Annotated in this window: 28 protein-coding genes and 3 pseudogenes; 10 read left to right on the top strand and 21 right to left on the bottom strand. The window is 69.2% G+C overall.

Annotated features, from left to right (window positions below):
- Positions 1-51: 51 nt before the first annotated feature.
- From G6N56_RS00240 to G6N56_RS00225, 4 genes are all read right to left on the bottom strand, one after another.
- Positions 52-627 carry an ATP adenylyltransferase gene (locus G6N56_RS00240; protein ID WP_085257523.1) on the bottom strand — a complete coding sequence of 192 codons (576 nt, stop codon included), beginning with the start codon at positions 625-627 and terminating at the stop codon, positions 52-54.
- On the bottom strand, positions 620-2728 hold the full coding sequence (gene thrS / locus G6N56_RS00235; RefSeq protein WP_085257524.1) for a threonine--tRNA ligase: 2109 nt from the start codon (positions 2726-2728) through the stop codon (positions 620-622). Before thrS ends, G6N56_RS00240 begins: the two co-directional genes overlap by 8 nt.
- A 64-nt stretch (positions 2729-2792) precedes the next feature.
- Positions 2793-3404, bottom strand: a complete 612-nt coding sequence (locus tag G6N56_RS00230; protein ID WP_085257699.1) for a PaaI family thioesterase — start codon at positions 3402-3404, stop codon at positions 2793-2795.
- A 42-nt stretch (positions 3405-3446) separates the two neighbouring features.
- The gene (locus tag G6N56_RS00225; RefSeq protein ID WP_085257525.1) at positions 3447-4322 is read right to left on the bottom strand and encodes an aldo/keto reductase; all 876 of its coding nucleotides are present in this window, start codon (positions 4320-4322) and stop codon (positions 3447-3449) included.
- Positions 4323-4345: 23 nt separating this feature from the next.
- On the opposite strand from G6N56_RS00225, the gene G6N56_RS00220 reads away from it, so the two are divergent.
- Positions 4346-4846, top strand: a complete 501-nt coding sequence (locus tag G6N56_RS00220) for a DUF1990 domain-containing protein (protein WP_085257526.1) — start codon at positions 4346-4348, stop codon at positions 4844-4846.
- Positions 4847-5176: 330 nt separating this feature from the next.
- Here the strand turns inward: G6N56_RS00220 and G6N56_RS00215 are convergent.
- The 4 genes and pseudogenes from G6N56_RS00215 to G6N56_RS00200 form a co-directional block, all read right to left on the bottom strand.
- Positions 5177-5377, bottom strand: a pseudogene (locus G6N56_RS00215) (nitronate monooxygenase); the annotation flags it as partial.
- A 45-nt stretch (positions 5378-5422) separates the two neighbouring features.
- Positions 5423-5770, bottom strand: coding sequence for a cupin domain-containing protein (locus G6N56_RS00210; RefSeq protein ID WP_085257528.1), 348 nt, complete (start codon positions 5768-5770; stop codon positions 5423-5425).
- Positions 5771-5786: 16 nt separating this feature from the next.
- Complete coding sequence (locus G6N56_RS00205) at positions 5787-6212, bottom strand: hypothetical protein (RefSeq protein ID WP_085257529.1); 426 nt, start codon at positions 6210-6212, stop codon at positions 5787-5789.
- A complete protein-coding gene (locus G6N56_RS00200) occupies positions 6209-6883 on the bottom strand; it encodes a helix-turn-helix transcriptional regulator (protein WP_232069410.1) in 675 nt (224 codons plus the stop codon). The genes G6N56_RS00205 and G6N56_RS00200 overlap by 4 nt, the downstream gene beginning before the upstream one ends.
- Positions 6884-7037: 154 nt before the next feature.
- On the opposite strand from G6N56_RS00200, the gene G6N56_RS00195 reads away from it, so the two are divergent.
- Positions 7038-7919 carry a universal stress protein gene (locus G6N56_RS00195; protein WP_085257531.1) on the top strand — a complete coding sequence of 294 codons (882 nt, stop codon included), beginning with the start codon at positions 7038-7040 and terminating at the stop codon, positions 7917-7919.
- Positions 7920-7938: 19 nt separating this feature from the next.
- On the opposite strand, the gene G6N56_RS00190 is transcribed toward G6N56_RS00195, so the two are convergent.
- From G6N56_RS00190 to G6N56_RS29685, 5 genes and pseudogenes are all read right to left on the bottom strand, one after another.
- On the bottom strand, positions 7939-8664 hold the full coding sequence (locus tag G6N56_RS00190; RefSeq protein ID WP_142280766.1) for a GAF and ANTAR domain-containing protein: 726 nt from the start codon (positions 8662-8664) through the stop codon (positions 7939-7941).
- A gap of 58 nt (positions 8665-8722) precedes the next feature.
- On the bottom strand, positions 8723-9514 hold the full coding sequence (locus G6N56_RS00185; RefSeq protein ID WP_085257533.1) for a universal stress protein: 792 nt from the start codon (positions 9512-9514) through the stop codon (positions 8723-8725).
- The gene (locus G6N56_RS00180) at positions 9511-10695 is read right to left on the bottom strand and encodes a site-2 protease family protein (RefSeq protein ID WP_085257534.1); all 1185 of its coding nucleotides are present in this window, start codon (positions 10693-10695) and stop codon (positions 9511-9513) included. The genes G6N56_RS00185 and G6N56_RS00180 overlap by 4 nt, the downstream gene beginning before the upstream one ends.
- Positions 10696-10864: 169 nt before the next feature.
- Positions 10865-11059 (bottom strand): annotated as a pseudogene (locus tag G6N56_RS00175) (hypothetical protein); the annotation flags it as partial.
- The gene (locus tag G6N56_RS29685) at positions 11001-11177 is read right to left on the bottom strand and encodes an ATP cone domain-containing protein (protein ID WP_085257700.1); all 177 of its coding nucleotides are present in this window, start codon (positions 11175-11177) and stop codon (positions 11001-11003) included. The pseudogene G6N56_RS00175 and the gene G6N56_RS29685, both read right to left, overlap by 59 nt.
- Positions 11178-11330: 153 nt before the next feature.
- On the opposite strand from G6N56_RS29685, the gene G6N56_RS00165 reads away from it, so the two are divergent.
- Positions 11331-11759, top strand: coding sequence for an Hsp20/alpha crystallin family protein (locus tag G6N56_RS00165; protein ID WP_085257535.1), 429 nt, complete (start codon positions 11331-11333; stop codon positions 11757-11759).
- A 52-nt stretch (positions 11760-11811) separates the two neighbouring features.
- On the opposite strand, the gene G6N56_RS00160 is transcribed toward G6N56_RS00165, so the two are convergent.
- Positions 11812-12432 carry an SRPBCC family protein gene (locus G6N56_RS00160; RefSeq protein WP_085257536.1) on the bottom strand — a complete coding sequence of 207 codons (621 nt, stop codon included), beginning with the start codon at positions 12430-12432 and terminating at the stop codon, positions 11812-11814.
- A 209-nt stretch (positions 12433-12641) separates the two neighbouring features.
- Here G6N56_RS00160 and G6N56_RS00155 point away from each other — a divergent pair, with 209 nt between their 5' ends.
- Entirely contained in the window at positions 12642-12857 is a 216-nt protein-coding gene (locus G6N56_RS00155; RefSeq protein WP_180150535.1) for a hypothetical protein, read from the top strand.
- 107 nt (positions 12858-12964) lie between these two features.
- Entirely contained in the window at positions 12965-14380 is a 1416-nt protein-coding gene (locus tag G6N56_RS00150) for a WS/DGAT/MGAT family O-acyltransferase (RefSeq protein ID WP_085257538.1), read from the top strand.
- 6 nt (positions 14381-14386) lie between these two features.
- Here the strand turns inward: G6N56_RS00150 and G6N56_RS00145 are convergent, their stop codons facing one another.
- Positions 14387-15763 (bottom strand): wax ester/triacylglycerol synthase family O-acyltransferase, encoded by a 1377-nt coding sequence (locus G6N56_RS00145; RefSeq protein WP_085257539.1) that lies wholly within the window; start codon positions 15761-15763, stop codon positions 14387-14389.
- A gap of 14 nt (positions 15764-15777) precedes the next feature.
- Positions 15778-16998: an alpha/beta hydrolase family protein gene (locus tag G6N56_RS00140; RefSeq protein WP_085257540.1), complete on the bottom strand. Its 1221-nt coding sequence runs from the start codon at positions 16996-16998 to the stop codon at positions 15778-15780.
- 184 nt (positions 16999-17182) lie between these two features.
- On the opposite strand from G6N56_RS00140, the gene G6N56_RS00135 reads away from it, so the two are divergent.
- A complete protein-coding gene (locus G6N56_RS00135; RefSeq protein WP_085257701.1) occupies positions 17183-17452 on the top strand; it encodes a hypothetical protein in 270 nt (89 codons plus the stop codon).
- 301 nt (positions 17453-17753) lie between these two features.
- On the opposite strand, the gene G6N56_RS00130 is transcribed toward G6N56_RS00135, so the two are convergent.
- Both G6N56_RS00130 and G6N56_RS00125 read right to left on the bottom strand, forming a co-directional pair.
- A complete protein-coding gene (locus tag G6N56_RS00130; RefSeq protein WP_085257541.1) occupies positions 17754-18236 on the bottom strand; it encodes a flavodoxin family protein in 483 nt (160 codons plus the stop codon).
- Between the two features lie 89 nt (positions 18237-18325).
- Positions 18326-19318, bottom strand: a complete 993-nt coding sequence (locus G6N56_RS00125) for an acetyltransferase Pat (RefSeq protein WP_085257542.1) — start codon at positions 19316-19318, stop codon at positions 18326-18328.
- Positions 19319-19554: 236 nt separating this feature from the next.
- On the opposite strand from G6N56_RS00125, the gene G6N56_RS00120 reads away from it, so the two are divergent.
- Positions 19555-21396 (top strand): AMP-dependent synthetase/ligase, encoded by a 1842-nt coding sequence (locus tag G6N56_RS00120; protein WP_085257543.1) that lies wholly within the window; start codon positions 19555-19557, stop codon positions 21394-21396.
- Positions 21397-21504: 108 nt separating this feature from the next.
- The gene (locus G6N56_RS00115; RefSeq protein WP_085257544.1) at positions 21505-22626 is read left to right on the top strand and encodes an Rv2629 family ribosome hibernation factor; all 1122 of its coding nucleotides are present in this window, start codon (positions 21505-21507) and stop codon (positions 22624-22626) included.
- A gap of 120 nt (positions 22627-22746) precedes the next feature.
- Here the strand turns inward: G6N56_RS00115 and G6N56_RS00110 are convergent, their stop codons facing one another.
- The 3 genes from G6N56_RS00110 to G6N56_RS00100 all read right to left on the bottom strand — a co-directional run bounded on the left by G6N56_RS00110 (position 22747) and on the right by G6N56_RS00100 (position 24623).
- Complete coding sequence (locus G6N56_RS00110; RefSeq protein WP_085257545.1) at positions 22747-23550, bottom strand: HPF/RaiA family ribosome-associated protein; 804 nt, start codon at positions 23548-23550, stop codon at positions 22747-22749.
- Positions 23551-23604: 54 nt separating this feature from the next.
- Positions 23605-23880: a DUF1876 domain-containing protein gene (locus G6N56_RS00105; protein WP_085257546.1), complete on the bottom strand. Its 276-nt coding sequence runs from the start codon at positions 23878-23880 to the stop codon at positions 23605-23607.
- A gap of 131 nt (positions 23881-24011) precedes the next feature.
- Positions 24012-24623, bottom strand: coding sequence for a TetR/AcrR family transcriptional regulator (locus G6N56_RS00100; protein ID WP_085257702.1), 612 nt, complete (start codon positions 24621-24623; stop codon positions 24012-24014).
- 232 nt (positions 24624-24855) lie between these two features.
- On the opposite strand from G6N56_RS00100, the pseudogene G6N56_RS29680 reads away from it, so the two are divergent.
- Both G6N56_RS29680 and G6N56_RS28680 read left to right on the top strand, forming a co-directional pair.
- Positions 24856-25365, top strand: a pseudogene (locus tag G6N56_RS29680) (FAD-binding oxidoreductase); the annotation flags it as partial.
- A 49-nt stretch (positions 25366-25414) separates the two neighbouring features.
- Complete coding sequence (locus tag G6N56_RS28680; protein WP_232069177.1) at positions 25415-26251, top strand: BBE domain-containing protein; 837 nt, start codon at positions 25415-25417, stop codon at positions 26249-26251.
- Positions 26252-26260: the final 9 nt, after the last annotated feature.

The raw sequence follows: 26260 nt of genomic DNA, 5'->3' as shown, positions 1-26260 counted from the left end.
GCTCTCCCCCGCAAGCGGGTGATACCCCCGCTGCTTCGTCACGGATGCGGCTCATGACTGGTTCGCCCACTCGGTGGCCAGCAGCCGGCGCGTCTCACGCAGCAGCTGCGGGATCACCTTGGACCCGCCGATGATGGTGATGAAGTTCGCGTCGCCGCCCCAGCGCGGCACCACGTGCACGTGCAGGTGCTCGGCCAGCGAGCCCCCCGCCGAGTGGCCCAGGTTCAGGCCGACGTTGAAGCCGTGCGGCGACGATACGGCCTTGATGACGCGAATCGCCTTCTGGGTGAACGCCATCAGCTCGGCGCTCTCGTCCGTACTGAGGTCCTCGAGCTCCGATACCCGCCGATAGGGCACCACCATCAGGTGCCCGGGGTTGTAGGGGTAGAGGTTGAGCACCGCGTAGACGAGGTCGCCGCGGGCCACCACCAGGCCTTCCTCGTCGGGCAGTTGCGGGATGTCGGTGAACGGCTGCTCGGTTTTGCCGTTGTCGCGCTTCATCGGCGCTTCCGCCAGGTAGGTCATCCGGTACGGCGTCCACAACCGCTGCAGGTGGTCGCGGTCGCCGACGCCCGTGTCGAGGATGGTGTCGTCAGCGCCCGGCTGGGCGCGTTCTTGATCACTCACCGCCGACCACTTTCAGCAAATCGGCCGTCGGAGCGGCGTTTTCGCGGTCGGCGATCCAGGCCAGGATGGCATCGACCGCGCCGCCGCGGGGCACGCCATTGATCTGGGTGCGGTCGCCGAAACGGAAGCTGACCGCCCCGGCCTGCACATCGCGGTCACCCGCGAGCAGCATGAACGGCACCCGCTGGTTGGTGTGGTGGACGATCTTCTTGGCCATCCGGTCGTCGCTAGCGTCCACCTCGACCCGCACACCGTGCGACTTAAGCTGCGCGGCGACACTTTCCAGGTAGGGCACGTGCTCGTCGGCGACCGGGATGCCGACCACCTGGACCGGCGCCAGCCACGCCGGGAACGCCCCCGCGTAGTGCTCGGTGAGGATGCCGAAGAACCGTTCGATGGACCCGAACAGCGCGCGGTGGATCATCACCGGCCGTTGCCGGGTGCCGTCGGCGGCGGTGTATTCCAGTCCAAAGCGCTCGGGAAAGTTGAAGTCCACCTGGATGGTCGACATCTGCCAGCTGCGGCCCAGCGCGTCGCGGGCCTGCACCGAGATCTTCGGGCCGTAGAACGCGGCGCCCCCCGGGTCCGGAACCAGCTCGAGACCCGATTCCGCCGCCACCTCGGCCAAGGAGTTGGTGGCCTGCTCCCACATCTCGTCGGTGCCAACGAACTTCTCCGGGTCCTTGGTGGACAGCTCCAGGTAGAAGTCCTCCAGACCGTAGTCGCCGAGCAGCTCGAGCACGAACCGCAGCAGCGACGCAAGCTCACCGTGCAGCTGCTCGCGGGTGCAGAAGATGTGGGAGTCGTCCATGGTGAACCCGCGCGCCCGGGTCAGGCCGTGCACCACGCCGGACTTCTCGTAGCGGTACACGGTGCCGAACTCGAAGAGCCGCAACGGGAGTTCGCGATACGACCGCCCACGCGAGCCGAAGATCAGCGTGTGCATCGGGCAGTTCATCGGCTTGAGGTAATAGTCCTGGCCGGGCTTGCGCACGGTTCCGTCGTCGTTGTACTCGGCGTCGAGGTGCATCGGGGGGAACATGCCGTCGGCGTACCAGTCCAGGTGGCCCGACGTGTGGAACAGCTGCGCCTTGGTGATGTGCGGGGTGTTGACGAACTCGTAGCCCGCCTCGATGTGCTTGCGCCGCGAGTACTCCTCCAGCTCCCGGCGCACGATGCCGCCCTTGGGGTGGAAAACGGCCAGGCCGGAACCGATTTCGTCGGGAAAGCTGAACAGGTCGAGCTCGGCACCCAGCTTGCGGTGGTCGCGGCGCTGCGCCTCCTCGAGCAGCTCGAGGTGGCGGTCGAGCGCCTCCTGCGATTCCCACGCGGTGCCGTAGATGCGTTGCAGGCTGGCGTTCTTCTGATCGCCGCGCCAGTAGGCGGCCGAACTCCTGGTCAGCTTGAACGCCGGGATGTGCTTGGTGGTCGGGAGGTGCGGGCCGCGGCACAGGTCGCCCCAAACCCGTTCGCGGGTGCGGGGATCGAGGTTGTCGTAGGCGGTGAGCTCGTCGCCGCCCACCTCCATTATTTCGGGGTCACCGGACTTGTCGTCGACGAGTTCGAGCTTGTAGGGCTCGCCGGCCAGCTCGGCTCGCGCCTGGTCTTTCGACTCGTAGACGCGCCGGGAGAACAGCTGGCCGTCCTTGACGATCTGGCGCATCCGCTTTTCCAGGGCAGCCAGATCCTCCGGCGTGAACGGCTCGGGCACGTCGAAGTCGTAGTAGAAGCCGTCGGTGATCGGCGGCCCGATCCCCAGCTTCGCCGCCGGGAACAGGTCCTGCACCGCCTGGGCCAGCACGTGCGCGGCCGAGTGCCGGAGCACGCTGCGGCCCTCGTCGGTGTTGGCCGCCACCGGGACGACGTCCGCGTCGGCGTCGGGCACCCAGCTCAGGTCGCGCAATCTCCCCTCGGCGTCGCGCACCACCACGATGGCGTCCGGCGCGCCCCGCCGCGGCAGGCCCGCCTCACCGACCGCGGCGGCCGCGGTGGTCCCGGCGGGGACCCGGATCGGGGCGTGCGGCGATCGCGAGCCCGGCTGAGCCGGGCGCTGCGGGTCGCCGCCATCGGCTCCTGCGGCGGACGGTGCGGGCGCGCTCATCGGGAGGTCTCCAACGGTTGGGTGAGGTGATCGAACGTTGCCATGCTATCGGGGTGGGCCCGCCTCAGGGCTGGCCAGGCTTGAGGCGCACGAACAGCGCCTCGGCCTCGGTCAGCAGGGTGTCGCCGTCGCTCAGCCGGCCCGAGACGAAGATCTTGCGCCCATCCACCCGGTCGACGCCCGCGTCGAACTGCAGTTCCTTTTCGATCGGCACGATGTGGCGGTAGTCGATCTTGAGGTAGGCGGTGCGCTGGTAGGGGCCGCCGGTGAGCACCGAGGACGTCAGCCCCAGCACGGTGTCGAACAGCATGCCCAGGCACCCGCCGTGCACGGCGCCGTTGCGGCCCAGGTGAAACCGGGCGAAGCGCGCCCAGCCTTTGATCCGGCCGTCATCGGTCTTGCGGGCGGACATCGGGACGGTCAGGATGTTGCCCCGCATCGGCAGGTCCATCCGGCGGCCCGACGGCGACGCCCATTCGTCGGCGTCGTACGGGCTCAGCAGCGTCGACACCTTCTCCAGCAGGTCGGCCGCCTCGGTGATGACCGCGTCGGGGGCGTCGGCAGCGCGGGCGTGATCCTGCAGCCTGCGCACCGCGTCGATGAATCGGCCGTAGTCGGGGCCGCCGCCGGTCGTCGGTTCGGGCGGATTGAATCCCCCGCCGGGATGTTGCTGCACCACGACACCCTATTGCGCCGCGGGCGCGCTTCCGCGCGGTGGCTACACGGTGCGCTGCGCCCCGGCGGCCGACAAGGCCTCGAACTCCTCGTCGCTCAGGGTGATCTGCGCGGCCGCGACGTTCTCCTCCAGGTGCGCGACGCTGGACGTGCCCGGGATCGGAAGCATCACCGGTGACCGCTTCAGCAGCCACGCCAGGGCCAGCTGCGACGGCGTGGCGTCGTGTTCGGCGGCCATGAGCTGCAGCGGGCCGTCCGTCGCGGCCAGCGGCCCGGCGGCCAGCGGGAACCACGGGATGAAACCGATCCCCTGCCGCGTCGCGGCGTCCAGCAAGTCCTCGGCGCCGCGGGCGGCCAGGTTGTACATGTTCTGCACCGACACGATCTCGGTGACCCGCTGCGCCTCGGTGAGCTGGTCGACGCCGATCTCGGACAGGCCGATGTGGCGGATCTTGCCCTCGTTCTTCAGCGCGAGCAGTTCGCCCACCTGGTCGGCCAGCGGGAAGTTCGGGTCGATGCGGTGCAGCTGGAACAGGTCGACGGTGTCCACCCCCAGGCGGCGCAGGCTCATCTCGCATTCCTGGCGCAGGTAGCTCGGGTTGCCCAGCGGCACCCAGACGTCCGGGCCGGTGCGCAGAAAGCCCGCCTTCGTCGCGATCACCAGCCCGTCGTACGGGTGCAGGGCCTCGTGGATGATCTCCTCGGAGACGTACGGGCCGTAGGAGTCCGCGGTGTCGATGAAGTTGACCCCGAGTTCGACGGCGCGGCGCAGCACCCGGACGCATTCGTCGCGGTCGGCGGGCGGGCCCCACACGCCCTTCCCCGTGATGCGCATGGCGCCGAAGCCGAGGCGGTTGACGGTCAGGTCGCCGCCGATGGTGAACGTTCCGGATGCTTGGGCAACAGTCTGTGTGGTCACCTCTACGACCGTACGCTGAACGCGTGGACCTACAAACACTCGAGGAGCTTCCGCTGACGTACTCGGAGGTCGGCGCGACGGCGGCCGGCCGGCTGCCCGCGGGATACGGTCACCAGCGCGTGGAGAAGCAGATCGGCACGGGCAGAGAGCGTTTCGAGCGGGCCGGCGACGCTGTCATGCGGTGGGGCATGCAGCGGGGGGCGGGCCTTCGGGTGCAGGCCAGCTCCGAGGTCGCCGACGTCGACACGGTGGTGGTGGTGCGGATGGGCTTCCTGCCCGCGCCCTGTCGGGTGGTGTACGTCATCAACGAGCCCGACATCCGCGGATTCGCCTACGGGACGCTGCCTGGGCATCCGGAGTCCGGTGAAGAGCGCTTCGTGGTGCGCCGCAACCCCGACACCGACGCGGTGTTCGCCGAGGTGTCGGCGTTCTCCCGGCCGGCCACCTGGTGGAGCAAGGCCGCGAGGCCGGTGGTGGCGGTGGCTCAGCGGGTCATCGCCCGGCGCTACCTGCGCGGGGTGTGACCGCGGGCGGGCTGGATCGCGCCGGGCCTGGCCGGGCTTTGGGCTTCGGGCTTTGGGCTTCGGGCTTTGGCCCCGTCCGGCGTCGCGACACATAAACCACTGCGAAGACACGCCGCAGACAATCGCAAGGGATTATGTCTCGCGAACCGGGCGCCCGGCGGCGACGCCGGACGGCCGCGACGCCGGACGGCCGGGCGCCGCGACGCCGGACGGCCGCGACGCCGGACGAGCGCGACGCCGGACGAGCGCCAGACCGCGAACCGGGCGCCAGACCGCGAACCGGGCGCGAGACCAAGGCCGAAAGCCCGGCCGGCGGCTGAGCCGGCGGCGCTATCGCCCCCACCGCGCGAGCAATTCCTCAGCGCCCGTACATATCTGGGCGATTACCGCGGCCACCGGGGATCCGTCTGCAACCACGCCGACGCCCTGGCCGGCGTCGACGGGGGCGATGCGCGGGTCGTCGGCGGCGATCGCCGCGGCCAGCCCGTCGCATGCCGGCGGATCGAGGCCATCCTCGTTGCCCATCCACCGCGCGCAGACCGAACCCCGCCGACCAGGGCGTCGACAACATCGCGGCTAGTGGGCCGCCGAGGGAATGCTCTTCAGCACGGTCAGCATGACCACCGAGTCCTCGATCGCATGCAGGGCGTGCCGCTGCGCCGGGATCACCACGTAGTCGCCGGTCTCGCCGTCCCAGGCGTCCTCACCGGCCGTCAGGCGCACGTGGCCCTGCAAAACCTGCAGCGTCGCCTCCCCCGGGCTGTCGTGCTCGGCGAGGTCGTGGCCGGCGAGTAGGGCCAGCACGGTTTGCCGCAGCTCGTGCGCGTGACCGCCGTGGATGGTGTGCGCGGCGCGCCCGCTGTGCGATTGCCTGGCCTCGGCCAGTTTTTCGGAGGCCAAGCCGGTCAACGAGATGGATTCCATCGCCTCACTCCTTCGATCAGCCGGTCAACAGCAGTATTCCCGCCACCAGCAACGCCACCACCTTGACCAGCTCCAGGGCGATGTAGGCGTAGTGGGCCCGCGAGCGGGGTCCCTCCGACCCGGCGAGCACCTCGTCGGAGCGCCGCGTCAGGCGGGGCCGCACGGCGATCAGTTGAATGCCCAGGGCCGCAACGGCAATGGCGAACGCGATGTCCACGCGCACCGGCTCATGAGCGGTGAGGGCAACCACCACGACGAGGACGGCGAAGCAGGCCTCCACCGTGTTGAGCGCGCCGAAGACCAGGCGCCCGATGCCGAGCCCGATCTGCAACGTCACATTGGGCGCGCGGAACTTCAGCGGGGCCTCGAGGAAGGAAATGGCAAGGACCATCCCGAGCCACACGAACGCGACGGCGACCGCGATCGCCGGTCCAGTGCTCACCTGGCCGCTCGGAGAGTCAAGTGCGCCAGGCACAGGTCCGGCTCGGCGAACGGTTCCAGTCGGTCGACGGTGACGGGCGCTTCCCAGCTCTCCATGGCGCCCTGCATGAGTCCCAGGTGCACCGGGCACACCACGCTGGCGCGATTCTCGGCCAGCTCCAGAAAAGGGCAGTGCCGCAGCCCGATTTGGTGTTCCCCGTTGGTCTCCCGGCGCTCGGGGGCGAAGCCGAGATCGTCGAGCTCGGCGACCAGGTGATCGATGGTTTCGTCGACGCCCGCGGCACCCCCGGGCGGGGGCTCCAATCCGGCATCCGGCCTGCGGCCCCAGGCCCGCCCCGCGGCCAGCGCCTTGGCGCGGGGGTTGCGTTCGGCGGCGAAGGCGGCCGTGAGGATCTCGGCCAGCAGCCGGTAGTGCCGCATCCCGCCGCGGTCCATCTGCCGAACCGCGCGGAACATCAGCGGCGGACGGCCCGGCCCCTTCCGGACGAGCTCCACCCGCTCCACCTGGCCATCGGCCAACAAGTTCTCGAGGTGGAAGCGGACGGTATTGGGATGCACGTCCAGCATCTCGGCGATCGCGATGATGCTCAGCGGGTGGGTCGACGCGCGCACTACCCGCAGCACCTCCCGGCGGCGGCTCGCAGGTTCCCCCGTCGACGCGGATTTCAACAGGACCTCACGCTCCTTCAGCCTGGCCGGAAAGCTGGACCTCCGACTTTACACAGGGAAAGTTGGAGAAAGGCGGCCAGCGTTGGGGACTCCTGCCCGTCCTGCCGATGACAAATGGCTCTGACGGGACGTTCGCCCGCGCCGATACGGTCGTGCCATGTCAAACGCAACTCTCGGAATCGTCGTCGGCATCGACGACTCCCCAGCCGCCCGAGTAGCGGTGCAGTGGGCGGCGCTCGAAGCCGAAATGCGCAAAACCCCTTTGACTCTCGTACATGCGGTATCGCCCGAGGTCTTGACGTGGCTGAAGACGCCGGTGCCCGCCGGCGTGCTGCGCTGGCAGCAGGATCACGGGCGCCGACTGGTCGACGCCGCGCTGCGGCTGGTCGACGAGGCGTCGCAGCACGGCGGCCCGGCCGCCGTGCACACCGAAATCCTTGCGGCTTCGGCAGTGTCGACGTTGATCGACTTGTCCAAAGACGCGGAACTGGTGGTCACCGGCGCCCTGGGCAGCGGGCGCTGGCCGGGCCGGCTGCTCGGCTCGGTGAGCTCGGGGCTGCTGCGGCACGCGCACTGCCCGGTCGCAATCATCCACGATCAGGACGCGACGCCGGGGATCAGCCATGCGCCGGTCCTGGTGGGTGTTGACGGGTCGCCGGCCTCGGAGTCGGCGACGGCCATCGCCTTCGACGAGGCCTCGCGCCGCCGGGTCGGCCTCATCGCCGTGCACGCCTGGAGCGATCTCGAGTCGGAGTGCCCCGACATCGACTGGCCCGCAACGCAATCGATGGCCGAAGAGGTGCTGGCCGAGCGGCTGGCCGGGTGGCAGGAACAGTACCCCGACGTGCAAGTGCGCCGCACCGTGGTTCAGGCCCAGCCCGCGCGGCGGATCGTCGAGCAGTCCCGGGAGGCCCAGCTCGTGGTGGTCGGCAGCCGCGGCCGCGGCGGATTCGCGGGAATGCTGGTGGGCTCCGTCGGCGAGACGGTGGCGCAGATGGCTACGGTGCCGGTGATCGTGGCACGTCAGTCGCCTGCCTGACGTCGGGGACGGGCCACCCCTAGGCGGTGCAGTCCGGTGCGAATCGCAGCCGTCCCTCGATGACCGCACGGGCGACGTCGGTCAGCCGGTTGCCATGGTCTAACGCGTGCGCACGCAGCCGCACCAACGCGTCGAAAGCCGAAGTGTCCAGGTCCGACGCGATCATTCCCGCCGCCTGGTGTACCTGGGCGTGCCACAGCACCGGTCCGAACTCATTGGCGTGCTCGGCGTCCAGCGAAGAGGCGACGCCGCTGCGGGCGTCGAGCAGGAGCAGCAACGCCGTGTCGGCGTAGATCAACGCGTCCCGCAGCTCGGTTTGGCCCAGATGCCCGGGGATGTCGTTGAAGAGGTCGAGCACGCCCACCTGGAGGGCGCCGAGCGCCAGCGGAAGGCTGTACATGCCACACACCCCGAGCCGGGCCGCTTCGGCGGCGAACTCCGGCCAGCGCTGAAGGCTCATCGGGGCCGCGAGGTCCCCGACGAGCATCGGCCGGCCCGACCCGAGCGCGTCGCTTCCGGGTCCCTCACCCAACGTCGCTTGCAGCCGCTCCACCTCGCTGACGCGCGCGTCGCTCACGTACGCCGGCTCCAGGGAAGCGCTGTCCCGGGTCACCATCAGGGCAGCGCCGCTGACGCCGAGCGCCTCGACGCAGGCCAGACATGCGTGACGCGGCGACAGGAAGGATTTGTCACGCTCGGCGAGCAACCCGAGCGAAGCCCATATCCGCGACGTACGATTTTGCACCCGACGATCATTGCCGGGCCGCGACGAGCCCATAAAGTGCCAAACGTCACCTGTTGGACTAGCGGACGACGAGCACCGAGCACTCGGAATGATGGAACAGCGGATGCCCGGTGGGCCCGACGAGCCGGATGAGATCACCGGCCTCGGCGGCGCCGATAACCGCGAGCTGCACTCGCTCCTCGTTGGCGCTCAGGAAGTCGACGATCGCGGCTTTGGTGGTGATCGGGTAGACGCGCACCTCGGGGTGGCGCTGCCGCCACTCCGCGACCCGGCGCTCGAACCGGCCGTCGGCGTGCGCGCCGAGCTCCTCCGGCCGGCCGCCGAGAACCAGCATGGGCGCACGGCGCAGCTTCGCCTCCCACGCGGCGCACTTGACGACGGTGTCGTTGCCGGGCTCGTCGGTCATCCGGACCACGATCCAGTTGACGTCGGGCGCCGGCTGGTCCTGCTCGGTGCGCAGAACCGCGACCGGGCAATGCGCCCGCTCCGCCAGTTCGGTTGCCGTGGACCCCAAGATCGACCGGGCGTAGCGCTCGATCCCGACGGATCCGACGCAGACCATCTCGGCGTCGCGGGACGCCTCGACCAGCACCGGGGCGGCGGGGCCCCGCGGGATGTCGGTTTCGATGGTGACCGGTTTGCGGCGTGCCTCGACCGCGAATCGCGCTCCGCGCAGCCACATCTCGGCGTGCTCGAGGTCGCGCGCGTAGTCCTCACTGGACGGATGGGTCGGCTTGATCACCGAGACCAGCCGCAGCGGCACCCCCCGGCTGATGGCCTCGTCGACGGCCCAGAGGGCGGCCGAGACGGCCGCCTGCGATCCGTCGATGCCGACGATGACGGGTTTCATCGTCGGGCCTCGAACGTGCCGGCGTGCGCGGTCTCGCCCACCGGATGGCCCGGCCGGGGGCGGGCGAGCCGGTAGACGTCGATCAGCCGGGCGAGGTCCGTGGGCGTGACGATGCCCGCCAGCTGCCCGTCCTCGAAGACCAGGGCGCGGCTGTGCGGACCGGCCGGCGACATCCGGCCGAGCAGTGCGGTCAGGGGCTCGTGCGGCGCCGAGGTGGGCACGGCGTCGAGGGGCAGGGCGATGTCGACCACCTGCGTGGTGGCCCGGTGGGCCGGCGCGACGCCGCGCAGCTGAGTCAGCGTGACCAGCCCGACGACCGACCCGTCCGGCCCGGTGACCGGGTAGGCCGAGTGCCGGTCACCGAGCACGTAACGGTGGATGAAGTCCTCGACGGTGATCCACGCGGGCGCGGTGTGCGGGCGGGCGGTCATCGCGTCGGCGACGCGAACCCCGCTGAAGAGCTGCTGCGTGGTGACCCGGGTCTCTTCATCGCGGCTGGCGGCGAAGATGAACCAGCCGATGAACGCCAGCCAGACCCCGCCGACGAGCCCGCCGGCCACGAATTCGGCCAATCCCAGCGCGATCAGGATGAACGCGAGCACCCGGCCGGCGTGCGCGGCGCCGATGCTGGCGCGAACGGGGTCGCCGTGGCGGCGCCACAGGTAGGCCCGCAGCACCCTTCCGCCGTCCAGCGGGGCGCCGGGCAACAGGTTGAACAGGCCCAGCAGCAGGTTGATCGCCCCCAGCCACGAGGCGACGCCGACGACTATCGGGGCGGCACCCACGGCGTGCAGCGCCGCGACCAGCCCGCCGAACGTCGCGGCGAGGATGAGGCTGGTGGCCGGGCCGGCGATCGCGATCCGGAAGGCCGCCCGCGGCGTCTTCGCCTCGCCGCCGAGGGTGGTCACACCGCCGAACAGCCACAGCGTCACGTCCCCGACGGCCACACCCGAGCGCCGGGCGACGACGGCGTGGGCCAACTCGTGGGCGAGCAGGGACGCCAGCAGGACCAGCGCGCCGCACACCCCGGCCAGCCAGTACGCCCCGGCCGAATACCCCTTGACCACGCCGGGCAACGTGCTCGCCAGGCTCCACGTGAACAACCACAGGATGACCAGGACGCTCCAGTGGACGCTCACCGGGAATCCGGCGATCCGCCCCAGCGGGATCGTATCGCGCACCTCATACCTCCAACGTTCAAGGCGGACACGGGCTTTGGAAGGTGAATCAGCCAGCCCACCATTCTCGAAAGTAGGGCGGCGACGCGGTGGAAACTAGGGCCGTTGGACCTTGCGCCGGTGGCCAATCGGCCCGCATCGCCAATACTGGCGGCGGGTCGCCGGCGGCCCCTCAGAACCCGCAGTCACGGCCGATGCAACCACCGCTGAACGCGACGTCAGCCGCGGGCAGCGGTTGCTCGGCGCCGAGGTAGCTGAAGACCTGACCGTGCCGGCTGCCGTAGCGATATACCGTGATGCCCTTGACTTTAGCCTTCCACGCGGCCAGGTAGATGGCGCGGACGTCGTCGACGGTCGCCTCGGCTGGCCTCCCGGGCGGCCCGCGCGATCGCAGCCTCGATACGCGCCGCGTCAAACGGTACGACGCGGCCGTCACGGCGCCGGACGCTTGCCGGCCACCGGGAAGCGTGTGCGGATCCGACCATGGTCACGAGTATGCCCGCCGTTGGCCAGAGTTCAGCAGATCGAAACCCACATGAGGACTTCGGTCCCTACCGCGGCCGCCCGCCCGGTGGTCGGATGAATAGCGTGACCGTGGGACATACACATGAGGAGAAATCGCACATGAGGAGAAATCGATGACAACCCTTCCCGCAACACCGAAGTCGCACGCGCTGCTGCCCGAGTTCTCGGAGTTCTTCGCCGGATTCCCGTCGTTCGCCGGGCTGCGCCCGTTGTTCGACACCCGCCTCATGCGGTTGGAGGACGAGGTGGTGGACGGGCACTACGAGGTGCGCGCCGAGATTCCGGGTATCGATCCGGCAAAGGACGTCGACATCACCGTCCGCAACAACCAGCTGACCATCAAGGCCGAGCGCAGCGAGAAGAAGGAATTCGACGGCCGCTCGGAGTTCTCGTACGGCTCGTTCGTGCGCACGCTGACCCTGCCGCCCGGGTCCGACGAGGACGACATCAAGGCGACCTATGACAAGGGGATCTTGACTGTCTCCGTGGGTGTTTCGGGGCCGTCGGCGCCGGAGAAGCACGTCGAGGTGGCCTCCAAGTAGCCAGACCTTCAAGGGCCCGGGCGACTAATCGCCCGGGCCCTTGATCGTCTGCTCAGCCGGTCTCGGCGACCGGCTGAGGCCGATCGGGAGGCTGAGCGAGCCACCGCTCCGCCCGGTGCTTGACATCGAGCAGCAACCACCGCGTGCCCAGCGCGATGCCGGGCCTGACGAGTTCCATGGCGAACACTTCCCCCGGGTGACGCAGGGCGATTCTCGCGCGGGTGAGCAGCCGAACCCGGTCCTCCCAGTGTGGCTGAATATGGAAGGACCACACAGCATTCCACCGCTGTCCCGGCCGGCCGGCCGTGAGTACCAGGGACTTCTCGGGCACGATCTCGGCGACCCGCAGCCTGACCCCTTCCGGGAGGCCCGGCAGCCCCCCGAGCGCCAGGCACACCTCGTCGCCGACTGCGAGGCGCTGCCATTCAGGGTGGATCCGATCGGCGTCGCCATGACCGAGCTGCACAAGCCAGGGCCAGACTGCGGATACCGGTGCGTCGACGTACACCGCCTCGGTCGTCTGGATCGCCGGGTCGGCCACCAAGGCATCACCGGGCAGCGCCATCGTGCTCTCCGCCTTGGTGGTGCCCCAGTTGCGGTAATACCGTCGGGCGCCGTAGAGAACCGCGAGCAGCGCGGCGGTTTCGGCGACCCGTCTCGTCGTGTTGGCCATGGCGCCAGTCTCGGCCGGGCAACGCCCATGCGCCAGGGTCGATGGTCGTCGATGATCCTGGTATCGGCTCTTCCGCCTTGATGACTTTGGGCCCTATCCGCAATCCGCACGTGACGGAATTATGGCCTCGTCTGACGTACTTTGGCTGAGGCGATTGCGGCTGAACTCAAGGAGTATGACGGCTGATGGGTGCTAACCCACCGTTGTTGTTGACCGACTCTGACGTAGATTCTCTGGCTTCGGATTTTCTGCGGTCACGGTACGTCGACTCCAGCTATGCCGACTGGTCGCCGGATCGGCGCCTCGACACGTTCCTGCGGCGCAGCGGCCTGGCCCGTGTCGCCGACGACGGCGACCTGTCCGAGGTCGTGCTCGATCGCATCATGGTCCACGTCGGCCGCGCATCGCAGCCGGCGCGGCGCTGAGCTCAGCGCTCTGAGTAACCCGGCCCCACCGCTTCGGGACTAACGGCACTACCGACTGCCGCGCCGCGCGGCGGATAGTGATGCCGATCGATGATCGGAGAGCGGCGATGGAACAGCTAACCACCCTCGAGGCCAGCTTCCTGGAGGCCGAGGACGCCGACCGCCACGTGAGCCTGGCGATCGGTACCCTGGCCGTCGTCGACGGGCCGATGCCCGAACGGGTGCGGTTGTTGGCGACCTTGTCCGAGCGGATCCGCGGCGAGCGCCGATTCACCCAGCGAGTGCACAAGCACACCCTGGAACTGGCGGCGCCGCAATGGGTTGACGACGGCAATTTCGATATCGCCCATCACGTGCGCTGGGCCGCCGTGCCCCCGCCCGGCGACGACGCGGGACTGTTCCGGATCGTCGCGGATCTGATGGAACGCCGGCTCGACCGCGACCACCCGTTGTGGGAATGCTGGGTCGTCGAGGGCCTGCCCGAGGGGCGCTGGGCGGTGCTGATCAAGATCCATCACTGCATCGCCGACGGCATCGCCGCCGTGCGGATACTGGCGAGTCTCACGGACGCCGGCCCGGGTGACTCCTTCGTCGGCGACATCCGAGCCGCCCAGGAGCCGCCATCGTCGATCGTCTTGCAGGCGGGCCTCAGCCGTAACCCGCTGACCTGGGCCGGCGGACTGTGGCGCGCGTCGGTGTACACCACCGCAACGGCGGTGTACACCGCAAGGGGCGCAGTGCAATTCGCTACCGGCTTGCTGACCCCGGCCACGGGGACCTCGCTGCGCGGCCCGGTGACGAACATGCGCCGCTACAGCGCGGCGCGGGTGTCCATGAAGGAGGTGGAATCGATCTGCCGGGCGTTCGACGTGACCCTCAACGACGTGGCGCTTGCCGCGATCACCGACAGCTACCGCACCATGCTGCTGCGCCGCGGGGAGAAGCCGCGACGCAGCTCGCTGCGGACCATGATTCCCGTGTCGGTGCGCGCGCCGAACGCCATGGACCGCACCGACAATCGCGTCTCGGCCATGCTGTCGTCGTTGCCGGTCGCCGAGCACGACCCGGTCAGGCGGCTCAGGCTCGTCCACACGCGGCTGGACAAGGTGAAGAACAGCGGGGAGCGGCAGGCCGCAAACGCGTTCGTCGCCGCGACGAACTATCTGCCATTCCCCTTCAGCGCGTGGACGGTCCGGCTGTTGACCCGGCTGCCGCAACGCAGCGTGGTCACCCTCGCGACGAACGTCCCCGGCCCCCGTCAGCGGCTGCAGGTGCTGGGCCGCCCGGTCGAGGAGCTGCTGCCGGTGCCGCCGATCGCTATGCAGATGCGCACCGTCATCAGCATGCTGAGTTACGTCGACGACCTGGTCTTCGGCATCACCGCCGACTACGACTCCACGCCCGACGTCGACGAGTTCGCGAGCGGCATCGAACTCGGGGTGGCCCGTCTGCTCAGCCGCGCGCTGGCCCGCAAGCCGTCCGCCGCCAAGCCGACCCGCCGACCCGCCCGCGTGGCGAACTGACCGGGATCACACGCCGACGGCGCACTCGAGTTCGGTGAGGCACTCCTCGGTCAGCCGTATCAGGCCGTCGATGTCGGGCACCGCGTCGGCTCCGGCCGCGTACCCGAACCCGACCCGGTCGGCGTAGGAGCACGTCGTCACGTTGAGCGCCAGGCCGTCGAAGACGGTCGACACCGGATACATCTCCTCGACATGCGAGCCGTTCCAATATCTTTCGGTCGAGGGGCCGGCTACGTGGGAGATCGGCAGGTTGAATCCGGTGCGGATCTGCTGCGAGAACGGCAGCAGTGGCAGGACCACCGTGGCGGCGATGCTTCCGGCGGCGGTCAGCAGCGAAGCCGACGATCCGCGCTTGCCCAGCCAGTGTTTACCCTCCGACATCGACCGGTGTATCAGGTCCAATCGCGCGGCGGGGTCGTCGAGGTCGGTGCCTAGCGGGCACAGCCACAGGCCGAACTTGTTGCCGGGCTGGTGATCCGGGTGGTCGCGATCACGCACGGTGATCGGGCAGGCGGCGACCAGGGAACGGTTGGGCAGTTCCCCGCGGTCGCGCAGCCAGCGGCGCAGCACACCGCCCACGGTCGCGGTCACCACGTCGTTAGCGGTCACGTCGGCGGCCTCCTGCACAGCGTGGAAGCGCTTCTTCGCCCAGCTGCCCGCGGCCACCACCCGCTCGGGTCCGAGCCGACCGTTCAACCGCGTGTAGGGCGCGCCGAACGGCAGCACGGTGGTGTGTCCGACCAGCGAGTCGAGCACGGTCGAGATCTCGCCGGTGACCAACCGCCCGACCAGCCCCACGCTCGACGTGGCGGCTCCGATCAGCGACCGCAGTGGCGCGAGCCGGGACGGGGGGGCGACGGATGCCGCGGGTTCCCCGCGGCACTCGGCGTAGAACGGCGGCATGGAGCGGCGTTTCGGGTCGACGCTCAACGCGTCGGTGATCATCTGGAAACCGGCCACGCCGTCGACGACCGTATGGTGCACCTTGATGTAGAAAGCGAACCGCCCGCCGTCGAGGCCGTCGATCAGATACGACATCCACATCGGACGCGACCGATCCAGGGGCTGGGCGTCCAGTTCGCCGATCAACCGCCAGAAGCCGCCCGGGGAAACGGTGCGGCGCTGACAATGTCGGCTCATGTCCAGGCTGTCCAACTCCCGCCAGACCCAGAGGCCGCCGGTATCCACCCCGCGGTGTGGGTACCGGCGCAGCCGGGCATCGATCGCGTCGTCGCCGGCGAGCGCCTCGCGATAGAGCTTGTCGGCGTAGCGCTTACCCGCTCCGCGCGGCGGTGCCAAGATCAGGACGGCCCCGACATGCATCGGGTTTGAGACGAGCTCCGCCGTCATCATCGCGACGTCCAGCGGATCCAGGGGCTTCATGTCGTTTTCGCCGACTAGGCGGGACGTTCGCGCCGCGCCGACGCCCCCTCCCCCTCGAGGAGGCCCGACTGCGCCAGCGCGGCCTCGACGAACCGCTGCACCGGCCGGGCCCGGAAAAACCCGGTGTGACCGCCCGGGTACCAGACGATTTCGGGCTTGCCCCAGTGCTCCCACAGCCGGACCACCTGCTCGCGGGGATGCACCACCTGGTCGGCGACGCCGGCGTAGATGAACCGGCCCCGCATCGGCACGAGCGGGGGAAGCGACAACGGCGACGTCATCCGACCGATCGGTTCGGCCAATTCCATGGTGCGGCGGCGGGGATCGTCGGGGCGCAGCCCGGAATGCCGGCCGAGCAGCGCGACCAGGTCGGCGACCGGGACGCCGAGAATCGCGCAGGTGAGCCCGGTTTCGAGGCTGGCCACCAACGCGGCGATATAGCCGCCCAGCGACAGACCGTTCAACCCTATCTGCGACTCCGGTTCCTGTCGCCGTATCCAGGACAACAGCCGCCGGATGTCCCAGACCGCCTGAGCGGTGGCGTGCACGTCGTCGAGGATGTCCTCGCCCGGAAAGATGGCGCTCTTGGGCAGGCCGCGGCTGCGGGGCCCGTGCATCGGGAGGACCGGCATGACGACGTTCAGCCCCAGATCTTCGTGCAGCCGCCGCGCCCGGAACAGGGCCAGGTCCAATGCCGCACGGCCCATTTCGGTCCCGTGTATGCACACCAGCCAGGGCCGCGGCTCCGGGTGGCGCAAGAGCAGGGCATACTCGCGGTTGTTGGCGGTGTACCCCATCCACCGGTCGGCGCCCGGCTCCCCCGGGCGGGGCAGGTATTCGCTGGCGAAGAACAGTCGATGATGGGAGTTTCTTCCGCCCTTGACCTTTCGCACGGTGACGTCCGTGAGGGGTGGTGGTGCGCCGAAGAATCGCTTGGGGTTGTCCAGCCAACCGCGCTCGCCGTAGAACTGGAGCCCGGCCGTCACCTCGCGGGTGATGCGCTCGAACTTGGCGGGCCGGCTGACCGGCCGGCGCGCCTTCAGCCCCATCAGGACGATCTCGTCGCGGAAAGCCTGCGCCGCCAGGGCGAGGGTGGGCCGGGCGATCGGCAGGCTGCCCGGCTCCTGGTGGTCGAGGTAGTCCCGCCACGACTGGGCCACGTACTGCCCGGTGTGCGTGAAGGGTTTGACGACATCGCCCAGGCCGACGGGGCCCGGACCGCTGGGTACTGCCATCGTTGCAAACTAGCAGCCCCCAAACTCGGGCTGTTAGGGACTTACGTCCCGGTGCGCACCGCGAAAGTCCTTGACCAGCAGACCAAGGACTTTAGCCACTCGTGCGGGCGCCGCCGCCGGTCGTAACGTCGGGGCGTCGGTGTTCGCCGGCACGCAATAGCCAACTCGCATGAGGAGTATCACCATGACTGCAACACCGGAGAAATCCGAGCCGCGCTGGGCCGAATTGACCGACGATGTGCTCGAATCGGTTGAGGGCGGCCGCAAGCAGGCCATCGAGGCGGTCCGCAAGTTCGTCGACCAGATCAGCCCCGTGCTGCCCGAGCAGTCGCGGCGCAAGACCGTCGTGGACGCCGCCCTGGACCTGGCCGACGAGTTGGTCGCCGCGCGGATCGAGTTCTTCCGCGGCGTCGTGCGCAGCGCCGCGCACGCGACGAGCAAGCACGGCGAGTAACAGGCCGGGTCGGCGCCGTTGTAGGCGAGGCGCGAAGAACTGAGGTCGAGCCCCTCGATCTCGTCGTCGCGGATCTTCGACAGGCACAGCTCGTAGGCCAAGTTCGGGCCGGCCGACATGGTCGCCCGGTGGGCGTGAATTTCCCACAGCCATCGCGACGGGTCGTCAAACGTGCTGTCCAGCGTCACCGCGGGCGACGTGCCGTGCGGGTGCACTTCGGCGACGAGGCCACGCGCCAGCGCCCAGCGCCAAAAGCGTGGGCGTGCACCCCTGGCTGGGCATCGGTGCTGAAGTCGGGACGTCAGGAAGCGGTCGCCGGGGGCGCCACCCGGTTGCGCAGGCGCTCCGCGAACGCCGCGGCCCGGTCCAGGTCGTGGTCTCCGGGCCGTCCGCGGTTGATCCCGCCGATGAAGCCGAACAGCCCCACCGTGTCGAATCCACGGCAGGAGAACGAATCGAGAACCTCGAAACCCTTGGCGGCGAGCGGGACTCGTATCGGCTTGGTGTAGTCCATCAGCGGCATCTGGCGGGCGCCGCTGGTGAAGAACGTGAACGCGCGCACGCCGTCCACGTCGGGCAGGCGGCCGATCAGCTTCCGAATCCGCGCGTCGAATGCCATGTAGTAGATGCCGGAGCCGAAGCCGACGAGGTCGTACTCGCGCAGCTGCGCGGGATCGACGGACTCGGGTTCGACGACCTCGGCGCCCAGCACCTCGGCCATCCGATCGGCCACGCGGCGCGTGTTGCCGTGTGACTTGGAAACGCAGACGATGAGCGACTTCATGGGTTCGATACTCCGTGCCGGACCGCGGCCGGGTAAGGGCGCAAAGCCACCGGCGTCCGGGGCATTGGTCCCTACCGGATTCCCAAGTCTCAGTCGAACGCGTGGATCACCTGGTGGGCCACCTGCTCGATCCGGCGGCGCAGCCCCGGGCCGAGCTGAAGCTCGTCGAACTCCGGGATCTCTCCGATGGTGGTGACCACGCCGGGTTCCTCGTGTTCCCAACGGGCTTTCACCTTGTCACCCAGCGCACGGGCGGGCGGATTGTCGGCGAGCACCCGGGCGTGGAACCGCTTGACGCCGTCCACTCGCGCCGCGATCGCCAGCGCCCCGAGCAGCAGCGTCCCGATTCCCCGGCCCTGATAGGCGTCGGCCACCGTGAGCGCCACCTCCGCCGAGGCCGGGTCGTCCTGGTCCCGGATGAAGCGCGCGTCGGCGACCACCGGCCCGTCGGCGCCGTGCGAGCCGTCGACCACCACCCACACGAAGTGGTCGACGTAGTCGACCTCGAACAGGTAGATCAGCCGCGCCTCGGATGGGGCGCCTCCCTGGTAGCGCCGGTACAGCGTCTCGCGCGAAAACGACCCCGCGTCGGTGAATCGCTCGGCGTCACCGGGCAGGACCGGACGCAGCAGGAGCTCGGCACCGTCCTTCGTCGCGACCGGGATCGGGATGACGTACGCGGCCATCCGTTGTCGCGCCGTGCGGACCAGCCGTTCGGCGACGGCCGGCATGGCCAGCATGCACTCGAAGGCGGCGTTGTCGCCGAGGTAGCCGTGGATGTCGTCCTTGGCGACCACCGTGGCCGTCCTCGGCGCGCGTCGCAGCAGGGCAATCTCGCCGATGACCGTCCCGGGCGACAGCTCGATCACCACCACATTGCCGTCCGAGCCGGTATGCGTGACCTCGACCCGGCCCGACGCGATGATCGCGAACGATTCGGCGTCTTCACCCTGTCGCATCAGCACGTCACCGGCGACCGCATGCAGCGGCTGAAGGCCGGCCGCCAGTGCGATGAGGTCCGGCCCGGCGATGCCGGCGAACACCGACAGTGCCGCCAGGTCCTCGACGCTGGCGGGACTCACGTCGCGGCATCCCCGTGATCCGACCTCACCGGCTGTACGGTACGCGACCCGCGTCGCCCGACGCCCGGGAAGTTGGTGGTCAGGTGTGGTGACAAAGGACCCTGAATGCGGGCACCGGTGACGTTTGCCGGTCGCCGCGTGACTTTCGTCTCTTTTGTCGGCCCGCCGGACCGCGCCAGCATCGAAGGGATACCGGCGGCCGCCGGTATCCGATTCGGCACCAACGGATTACCACCATGAATGCAGCACTGACCGCAACGGAGCGACCCGACCTCAGCAAGATCGACAACCGCGCACCGTCGGTCGCCCGCCTGTTCCTCGACCGGGTGGCCGCCACCCCGCACGCCGAAGCCTTCCGCTACCCGCAGGACCACACCTGGGAGAGCGTGACCTGGCAGCAGGTCGGCGAGCGCGTCCGCAACCTCGCCGCAGGGCTGATCGCGCTGGGCATCGCCCCGGAGGACCGGGTCGCGCTCGCGTCCGCGACGCGCTACGAATGGGTGCTGGTCGACTTCGCCATCATGTGCGCGGGCGCAGCCACCACCACCGTGTACCCGACGACCCACGCCACCGACGTCGCCTACATCGTCGCCAATTCGGGCAGCCGGGTGGTGGTCGCCGAGAATCAGGCGCAGCTCGACAAGCTGCTCGAGCACCGCGGCGAGCTGCCCGAGGTGCGCAAGGTCGTGCTGATCGACGGCAACGGGGACGGCGAGTGGACGATCACCCTGGCTGACCTCGAGCAGATGGGCAAGCAACTGCTCGCCGACTCCCCCGGCGCCGTCGACGAGCGGGTCGCCGCCATCGGACCCGACCAGCTCGCCAGCCTCATCTACACGTCCGGCACCACCGGGCGACCCAAGGGGGTCCGGCTGAGCCACCGCTCGTGGACGTATACCGCAGCGGCCATCGACTCGCTGGGCATCCTCGGCCCCGACGACCTGAACTTCCTGTGGCTGCCCCTGGCACACGCGTTCGGCAAGGTGATGCTGGCGCTGCCGCTGCAGATCGGCTTTCCCACGGCCATCGACGGTCGCGTCGAGCGGATCATCGACAACCTCGCGACCCTGCACCCCACGATCATGGGGGCCGCGCCGCGCATCTTCGAGAAGGCGCATGCCCGGGTCCAGGAGATGGCCGCCGAACAGGGCCGGCTCACCAAGATGATGCTCGATTGGGCGGTCGGCGTCGGCCGGAAGGTGTCGGACGCGCGCCAAGCCGGCCGGAAGCCGTCGCTGGCCTCGATGGTGGCCTACAAGGTGGCCGACCGGCTGGTGTTGTCGACCATCCGGGAACGGTTCGGCGGCCGGCTGCGGTTCTTCGTCTCCGCGGCCGCCGCGCTCGACCGCGACGTGGCGCAGTGGTTCGACGCGGTGGGCATTGCGGTGCTCGAGGGTTACGGGCTGACCGAGACCGCCGCCGCGTCGTTCATCAACCGCCCCAACGCCTATCGATTCGGGACGGTCGGCCACCCCTTCCCGGCCACCGAGGCCAGAATCGCCGACGACGGCGAAATCCTGCTCAGGGGACCGGGTGTGATGAGCGCGTACCACGACCTGCCCGACGCCACCGCCGAGGCGCTCGACGAACAGGGGTGGTTCCACACCGGCGACATCGGAGAGATCGATGACGACGGGTACCTGCGGATCACCGACCGCAAGAAGGACATGTTCAAGACCTCGCAGGGCAAGTACGTGGCACCGTCGGCGATCGACGCAAAGTTCAAGGGCTTGTGCCCGTACGTCAGCGAGGTGGTGGTCTACGGCGAGGGCAAGCCGTACTGCGTGGCGCTGATCAGCCTCGACACCGAGGCGATCACCGACTGGGCCGGCAAGTCCGGCCTGGCGGGCAAGTCCTTCGCGGAGATCGCCGCCGATGAGAGAACCGAGGAGCTGATCGCCGGCTACGTCGACGCGTTGAACCTCGAGCTCAATCGCTGGGAGCAGATCAAAAAGTTCGTCATCGCCGACCGCGAGTTCACCATCGAGTCTGGCGATCTAACCCCGAGCATGAAGCTTCGGCGCAAGGTCGTCATCGAGAAGTTCGCCGATCGCCTGTCGGCCCTCTACGCGCAGTGACGACCATTGGGACCTAAGGCCCCCGGCCGGTGGCTAACGACTCTCGTGCCGTCCCGGCCGTCCTTTTACGGTTGGCGCACAGCACGTACATAGCGAAAGAGGGATGGCATGCAATCACAACGCCTCAGGTGGCTGGTCAACGCGCAAGGCCCGTTCGTCTCGGTGTTTTTCGACGACTCGCGCGACACCGCGGAAGCCGTCGAGCACCTCGAAACGACGTGGGAGGACATCCGCAAGGCGCTCGAGGCCCAGGACGCGGGCGACGGCGTCATCGCCAAGCTCGAGGAGGCCGTGTTGCACTTTCGGCCGGCAGTCGGCCGGCGCGGCCGTGCCGTGATCGCCACCACCAACCAGGTGCTGGTCAACGAGCACCTGACCACACCGCCACCGGCCACGGAGGTTCGCGTGTCGGAGTACCCCTATGTGGTGCCGCTGGTCGAACTCGAGATGCAACGACCGACATACGTGTTCGCCGCGGTCGACCACACCGGCGCGGACATCACCCTTTACCAGGGGGGCAGCGTCAGCGCCACCAACATCGAGGGCGGCGGATTCCCTGTGCACAAGCCGGTGAGCGCGGGCTGGAACGGCTACGGCGACCTCCAGCACAGCACCGAGGAGGCGATCCGGATGAACTGCCGCGAGATCGCGGACGCGCTGACGCGGCTGGTGGACGAGGCCGACCCGGAGGTGGTGTTCCTGTGCGGCGAGGTGAGTTCGCTCGCCGATCTCGACGCCCAGCTGCCGAGGCGGGTTGCCAAACGGGTGTCCAAGCTCCATGCCGGGGCCCGCAAGAGCGGGATCGACGAGGAAAAGGTTCGCGAGCTGACCTCCGCGGAGTTCGCCCGGCGGCGCAGTATCGAAATGGCCGGCGTCGCCGAACGATTCGAGGCTGAGACGGGACGCGGGTCGGGGCTCGCCGCCGAGGGGCTCACTGCGGTGTGCGCGGCGTTGCGCGACGGCGACGTCGACACCTTGATCGTCGGCGAGGTGGGCGAGGCCACCGTCGTCACCGGCGAGGCGCTCACCACCGTCGCTCCCGACGCCGACACGCTGTCCGATCTGGGCGAGGCGGTGCGGCGGGTGGCACGGGCCGACGAGGCGTTGCCGTTCGCCGCGATCGCCGTCGGCGCGGCGCTGGTCCGAGCCGAAGGCCGGATCACGCCCAAGGACGGGGTGGGGGCGCTGCTGCGCTACGCCGCCACCGACAGGCTCGCCGGTCAGCAGTAGGACCGGCAAAGGTTGAGTGTGGGCGGCGGTCCCGGACGGGGGGAGTTCCGGGACCGCCGCGGCATTTAGGTGGCCTTGGGGCGGGCTCAGCCCGCCGGCGTGATCAGCCCGCCGGCGTGATCAGCCCGCCGGCGTGATCAGCCCGTAGTGGCCGTCGTAGCGGTGATACAACACCCTCCCCCGCTCCCGGGCCGTGTCGACGAAGAACAGGAACGGCAGGCCGAGCAGGCCGATCCGCTCGACCGCCTGCTCGACCGTGAGTCGCGGGGCCGGCTGCGAACTGATCGTCAGTGGCGTCTCGAAGGGTGCCAGCTTGCCGGAGGACTCCGGATCCACCAGTGCCAGGCGGTATTCCGTCGGTCCGTTGTGATAGAGCACGCTGTCCTGTCGCGTGCCCTCCTCGGTGAAGAGATGGAAGTCGTAGTCGAGCAGTTCCATCTCGGACGCGGCATCGTCGACCGAGCAGATCGGCACGCCGTACGACTTGTGCCGCACGATCCGGCGTTCGCTTTCCGGCCGGGGAAAGTAGCTCGGCCGGTGGTCGGGCTCGGACTGGTGGCGCCATTCGTGCGCACCGGCCTTGGGCATGCCGCCCCGTTTGGCTTCCCAGTTTTCCGCGCTGCGCTCCAGTCGGCGGCGGAGCCGCGCCTCCAGCCTGTCAATCGCCTCTTGCGCGGTGACGCCCTCCACCTGGGCGCGCACCAGCCGGCCGTTGACGTCGAGGTTCGCCTGGGCGATCACCCGCCGGGCCACCGCCGGGTCGCCGTGCTCGCTCAGTCGCACATGGGCGTCGAGGACGGGTTCATGCACCAGGTGACCGAGTTCGCCGATCTTGGTCCGGGCGTATTCTTCGGCGCCGGGCAGCTCCCCGTGCGTCGTCACCCGGACGTCGATGACGGCCGGTAAATCAGGTCGATGCCTCATGGTTCGTTGCTACGCCCTTCCCGAATGGTGGTTCTAGAGCCGAAAGTCACCCGGTCAGCGGTGTAGGCCGGTGACGGGTTCGTGGGTGCTGGCCGCAATGTCGGCCGAGGTCAGGGCGAGCAGTTGATTCGCCAGATCGGACAGGGCGCGGGCGACCGCGAGCTCGTCACCGATGCGGTCCACCGGCTCGTCGGCGGGGTCCAGGCGTGCCAAGCCGACGCCCACCAGGTGACGGCCGGCCCAGGACAGCCGGGCCTTCGCGCGCGTGCGCTCGTCGCGCTCCTCGATCAGAACCTCGACCAGGCAAGTCTTGCCATCGTTGTCGCCCATCTCGAGTCTCCTTGTCGCGCTGACCGTTCGCACTCAGATCCGACCATTCCCGGTCGGCCGGGCAGTAGGGGAAGAAGTCCCGAGTCGGCGAGTCGTTCGTCGTTACGACAAAACCGGAGGGCCGTTACGCGTCAGCGGCGCCTGACTCGCGGCGGCGCCGGATGGGTGGTCCGTATTCCCCGGACGAACATCTTGATGTGCCGACGCGCGGTTACCGCCCAGTCGGGTCCGTGGGGCAGTGGAATCGCAACGAGGGTCGCGCACACGATTACGTCGATGGCTTGGACGTCAGCGTGAATCGATCCGTCGGCTCGACCTTCCGCGAGGAAGTTCTCGATCGCGATCCCAATGTCCTCTCGGGCTTTCAGCGCGGCGTCATCGACCAACGGCTTCCCGCCGCGCAGGGGCATTGCAACCAATTGGTTTGCGAGATTGAGGCACTCATTGAGGTAGGCCTCGATCGCGTCAGCGCCGCCGAGGCCGTCCTCCTTGATTCGCGCCAGTGTCCGCAGCAACAGGCCACTGCCCCGCCGTTGCATTTCGTCGAGCAGTGCCGCGCGGTCGGGAAAACGGCGGTAGAAGGTGCCGACTCCCACCCCGGCGGCCTCGGCGATGTCGGTGAGCGGCACGTTTTGACCCCGCGCCGCCATGAGGTCGGCGGCGGTGCGCAGGATCTTCTCCCGGTTCTCGGTTGCGTCGCGACGCTCTGCGCGGGATCGCTTCTCGGGCGCACCGGCGGGCATGGTCGAGTGTCACACATCCTTTTCGCGGCTCGGTTTGACGCGCTTCCCGAAGAGGGGAATGCTGGACATAACCGGAGGAAATCTTCCTCTAAACCGTACTCCGCGTCGACCCCGATCGAGGAAGCAGCGTGACAGACAACGACGACGCCAACCGCCGCAGCATCGCGGGCGACGAACGGAAAACGGCCCGCACGGTACCGGTCGTCGCCTTGATTCGGCGCGAGCACGCCTCATGACGCGCCCTCGCCTCGTCGAGGCGCTGCATTCCGAACTTCCCGGCGCCGTTTACGCGCCCGGCGATGATGAGTACGCGGACGCCACCAGTCCGGACAACTCCAGCCACGAACAAGCGCCCAGCGCGGTGGTGCGGCCGCGATCGGCAAACCAGCTGGCCTCCGCTGTGGCTGTGGTTTCGCGCCTCGGCGGTCGTGTCGTGGTTCAAGCCACGGGCCACGGAGCGGGTGAGCCGGTCCTCGGAGACGACGTCTTGCTCGACACGTCGGCGTTGACCGACGTCACCGTTGACCCGACGCGACGTCTTGCATACGTGGGCGCGGGCGCGATGTGGCCGGCCGTCCAGAAAGCCGCTGCCCCGCATGGAATTCTCGGGCTCAGCGGGACGTCGCCGACGGTTGGGGTGGCCGGCTACATCTTCGGTGGCGGGGTCGGCTGGTTTGTGCGCAAGCACGGCCTCGCGGCGGCCACGCTGCGCTCGGTCGATTACGTCGACGCCGAAGGCCGAATTCGCCGGGCCGCCCCGACGCGTCCGATCCGATCGACCGCGAAGCGCTATGGGCGTTTCGCGGCGGGGCACCGTCGGCATCGCCACCGCGGTCGAGATCGACCTCGTCCCGGTGACCGACCTGTGGACCGGCTACCTGCTGTGGCGTGCCGACGACCTGCCGGCGGTAATCGCCGCGTGGGCGAACGCTACCGCTCGCGTGAGCGCTTCGGTCACCAGTGCGCTATCGGTGTTGAAACTCCCACCCGAGGGCCCTTTTCCCGACGAACTGCTGGGCACGCCGGTTGTCCACCTCTCCTATGCATCACCAGACGGCGGAGCCGTTCTGGACGGCATGCGCGACCCTGTTACGAGCGCCGCGCAGCCCGTTGTGGACACCACCGGTCCCGGCGACGTGGCTTCCCTGTCCGCGATCCATCTCGACCCGCCCGCGGCTGTGCCGGCCAGGGGCATCGGAATATGGCTGGGCGACAACGCGACAGACGCCATCGCCGCGACGTTCGACGCTGCCCGCGTGGGCCGGCGCGGCGGTTTGAACATGATCGAATTGCGTCACACCGACTGCGGACCCACCGACGTCGACGGTGCCCTGACAAGCGTCCCCGCACCGTTCCTGCTCCACGCCGTGGGCGCAGCGGCCGACGGGGATACGCGCGACTTGGTGGACGAGTCGCTTCGCGCCGTAGGCGTCGCGAGTCGGGCCGCAAACACCAGCCGGACCGCTCCGTCCTTTCGGGATGGTCAGCTCGATGCGGGCGAGTCGATGTCAACGTCCGACTTCAATCGGTTGCGGGCCGTCAAGATCGCACTTGATCCCCGCCGCGTCTTCCGGTTCCATCGGGACCCGTCTCGCCGAACGATGGAAGAGCACGGCTTGCTGCAATAGCAGCAACTA

This window comes from Mycobacterium saskatchewanense (genome assembly GCF_010729105.1).
Taxonomy (GTDB): domain Bacteria; phylum Actinomycetota; class Actinomycetes; order Mycobacteriales; family Mycobacteriaceae; genus Mycobacterium; species Mycobacterium saskatchewanense.
Note: the sequence above shows the minus strand (reverse complement) of the source record. Positions and strands in the feature narration are given on the sequence as shown.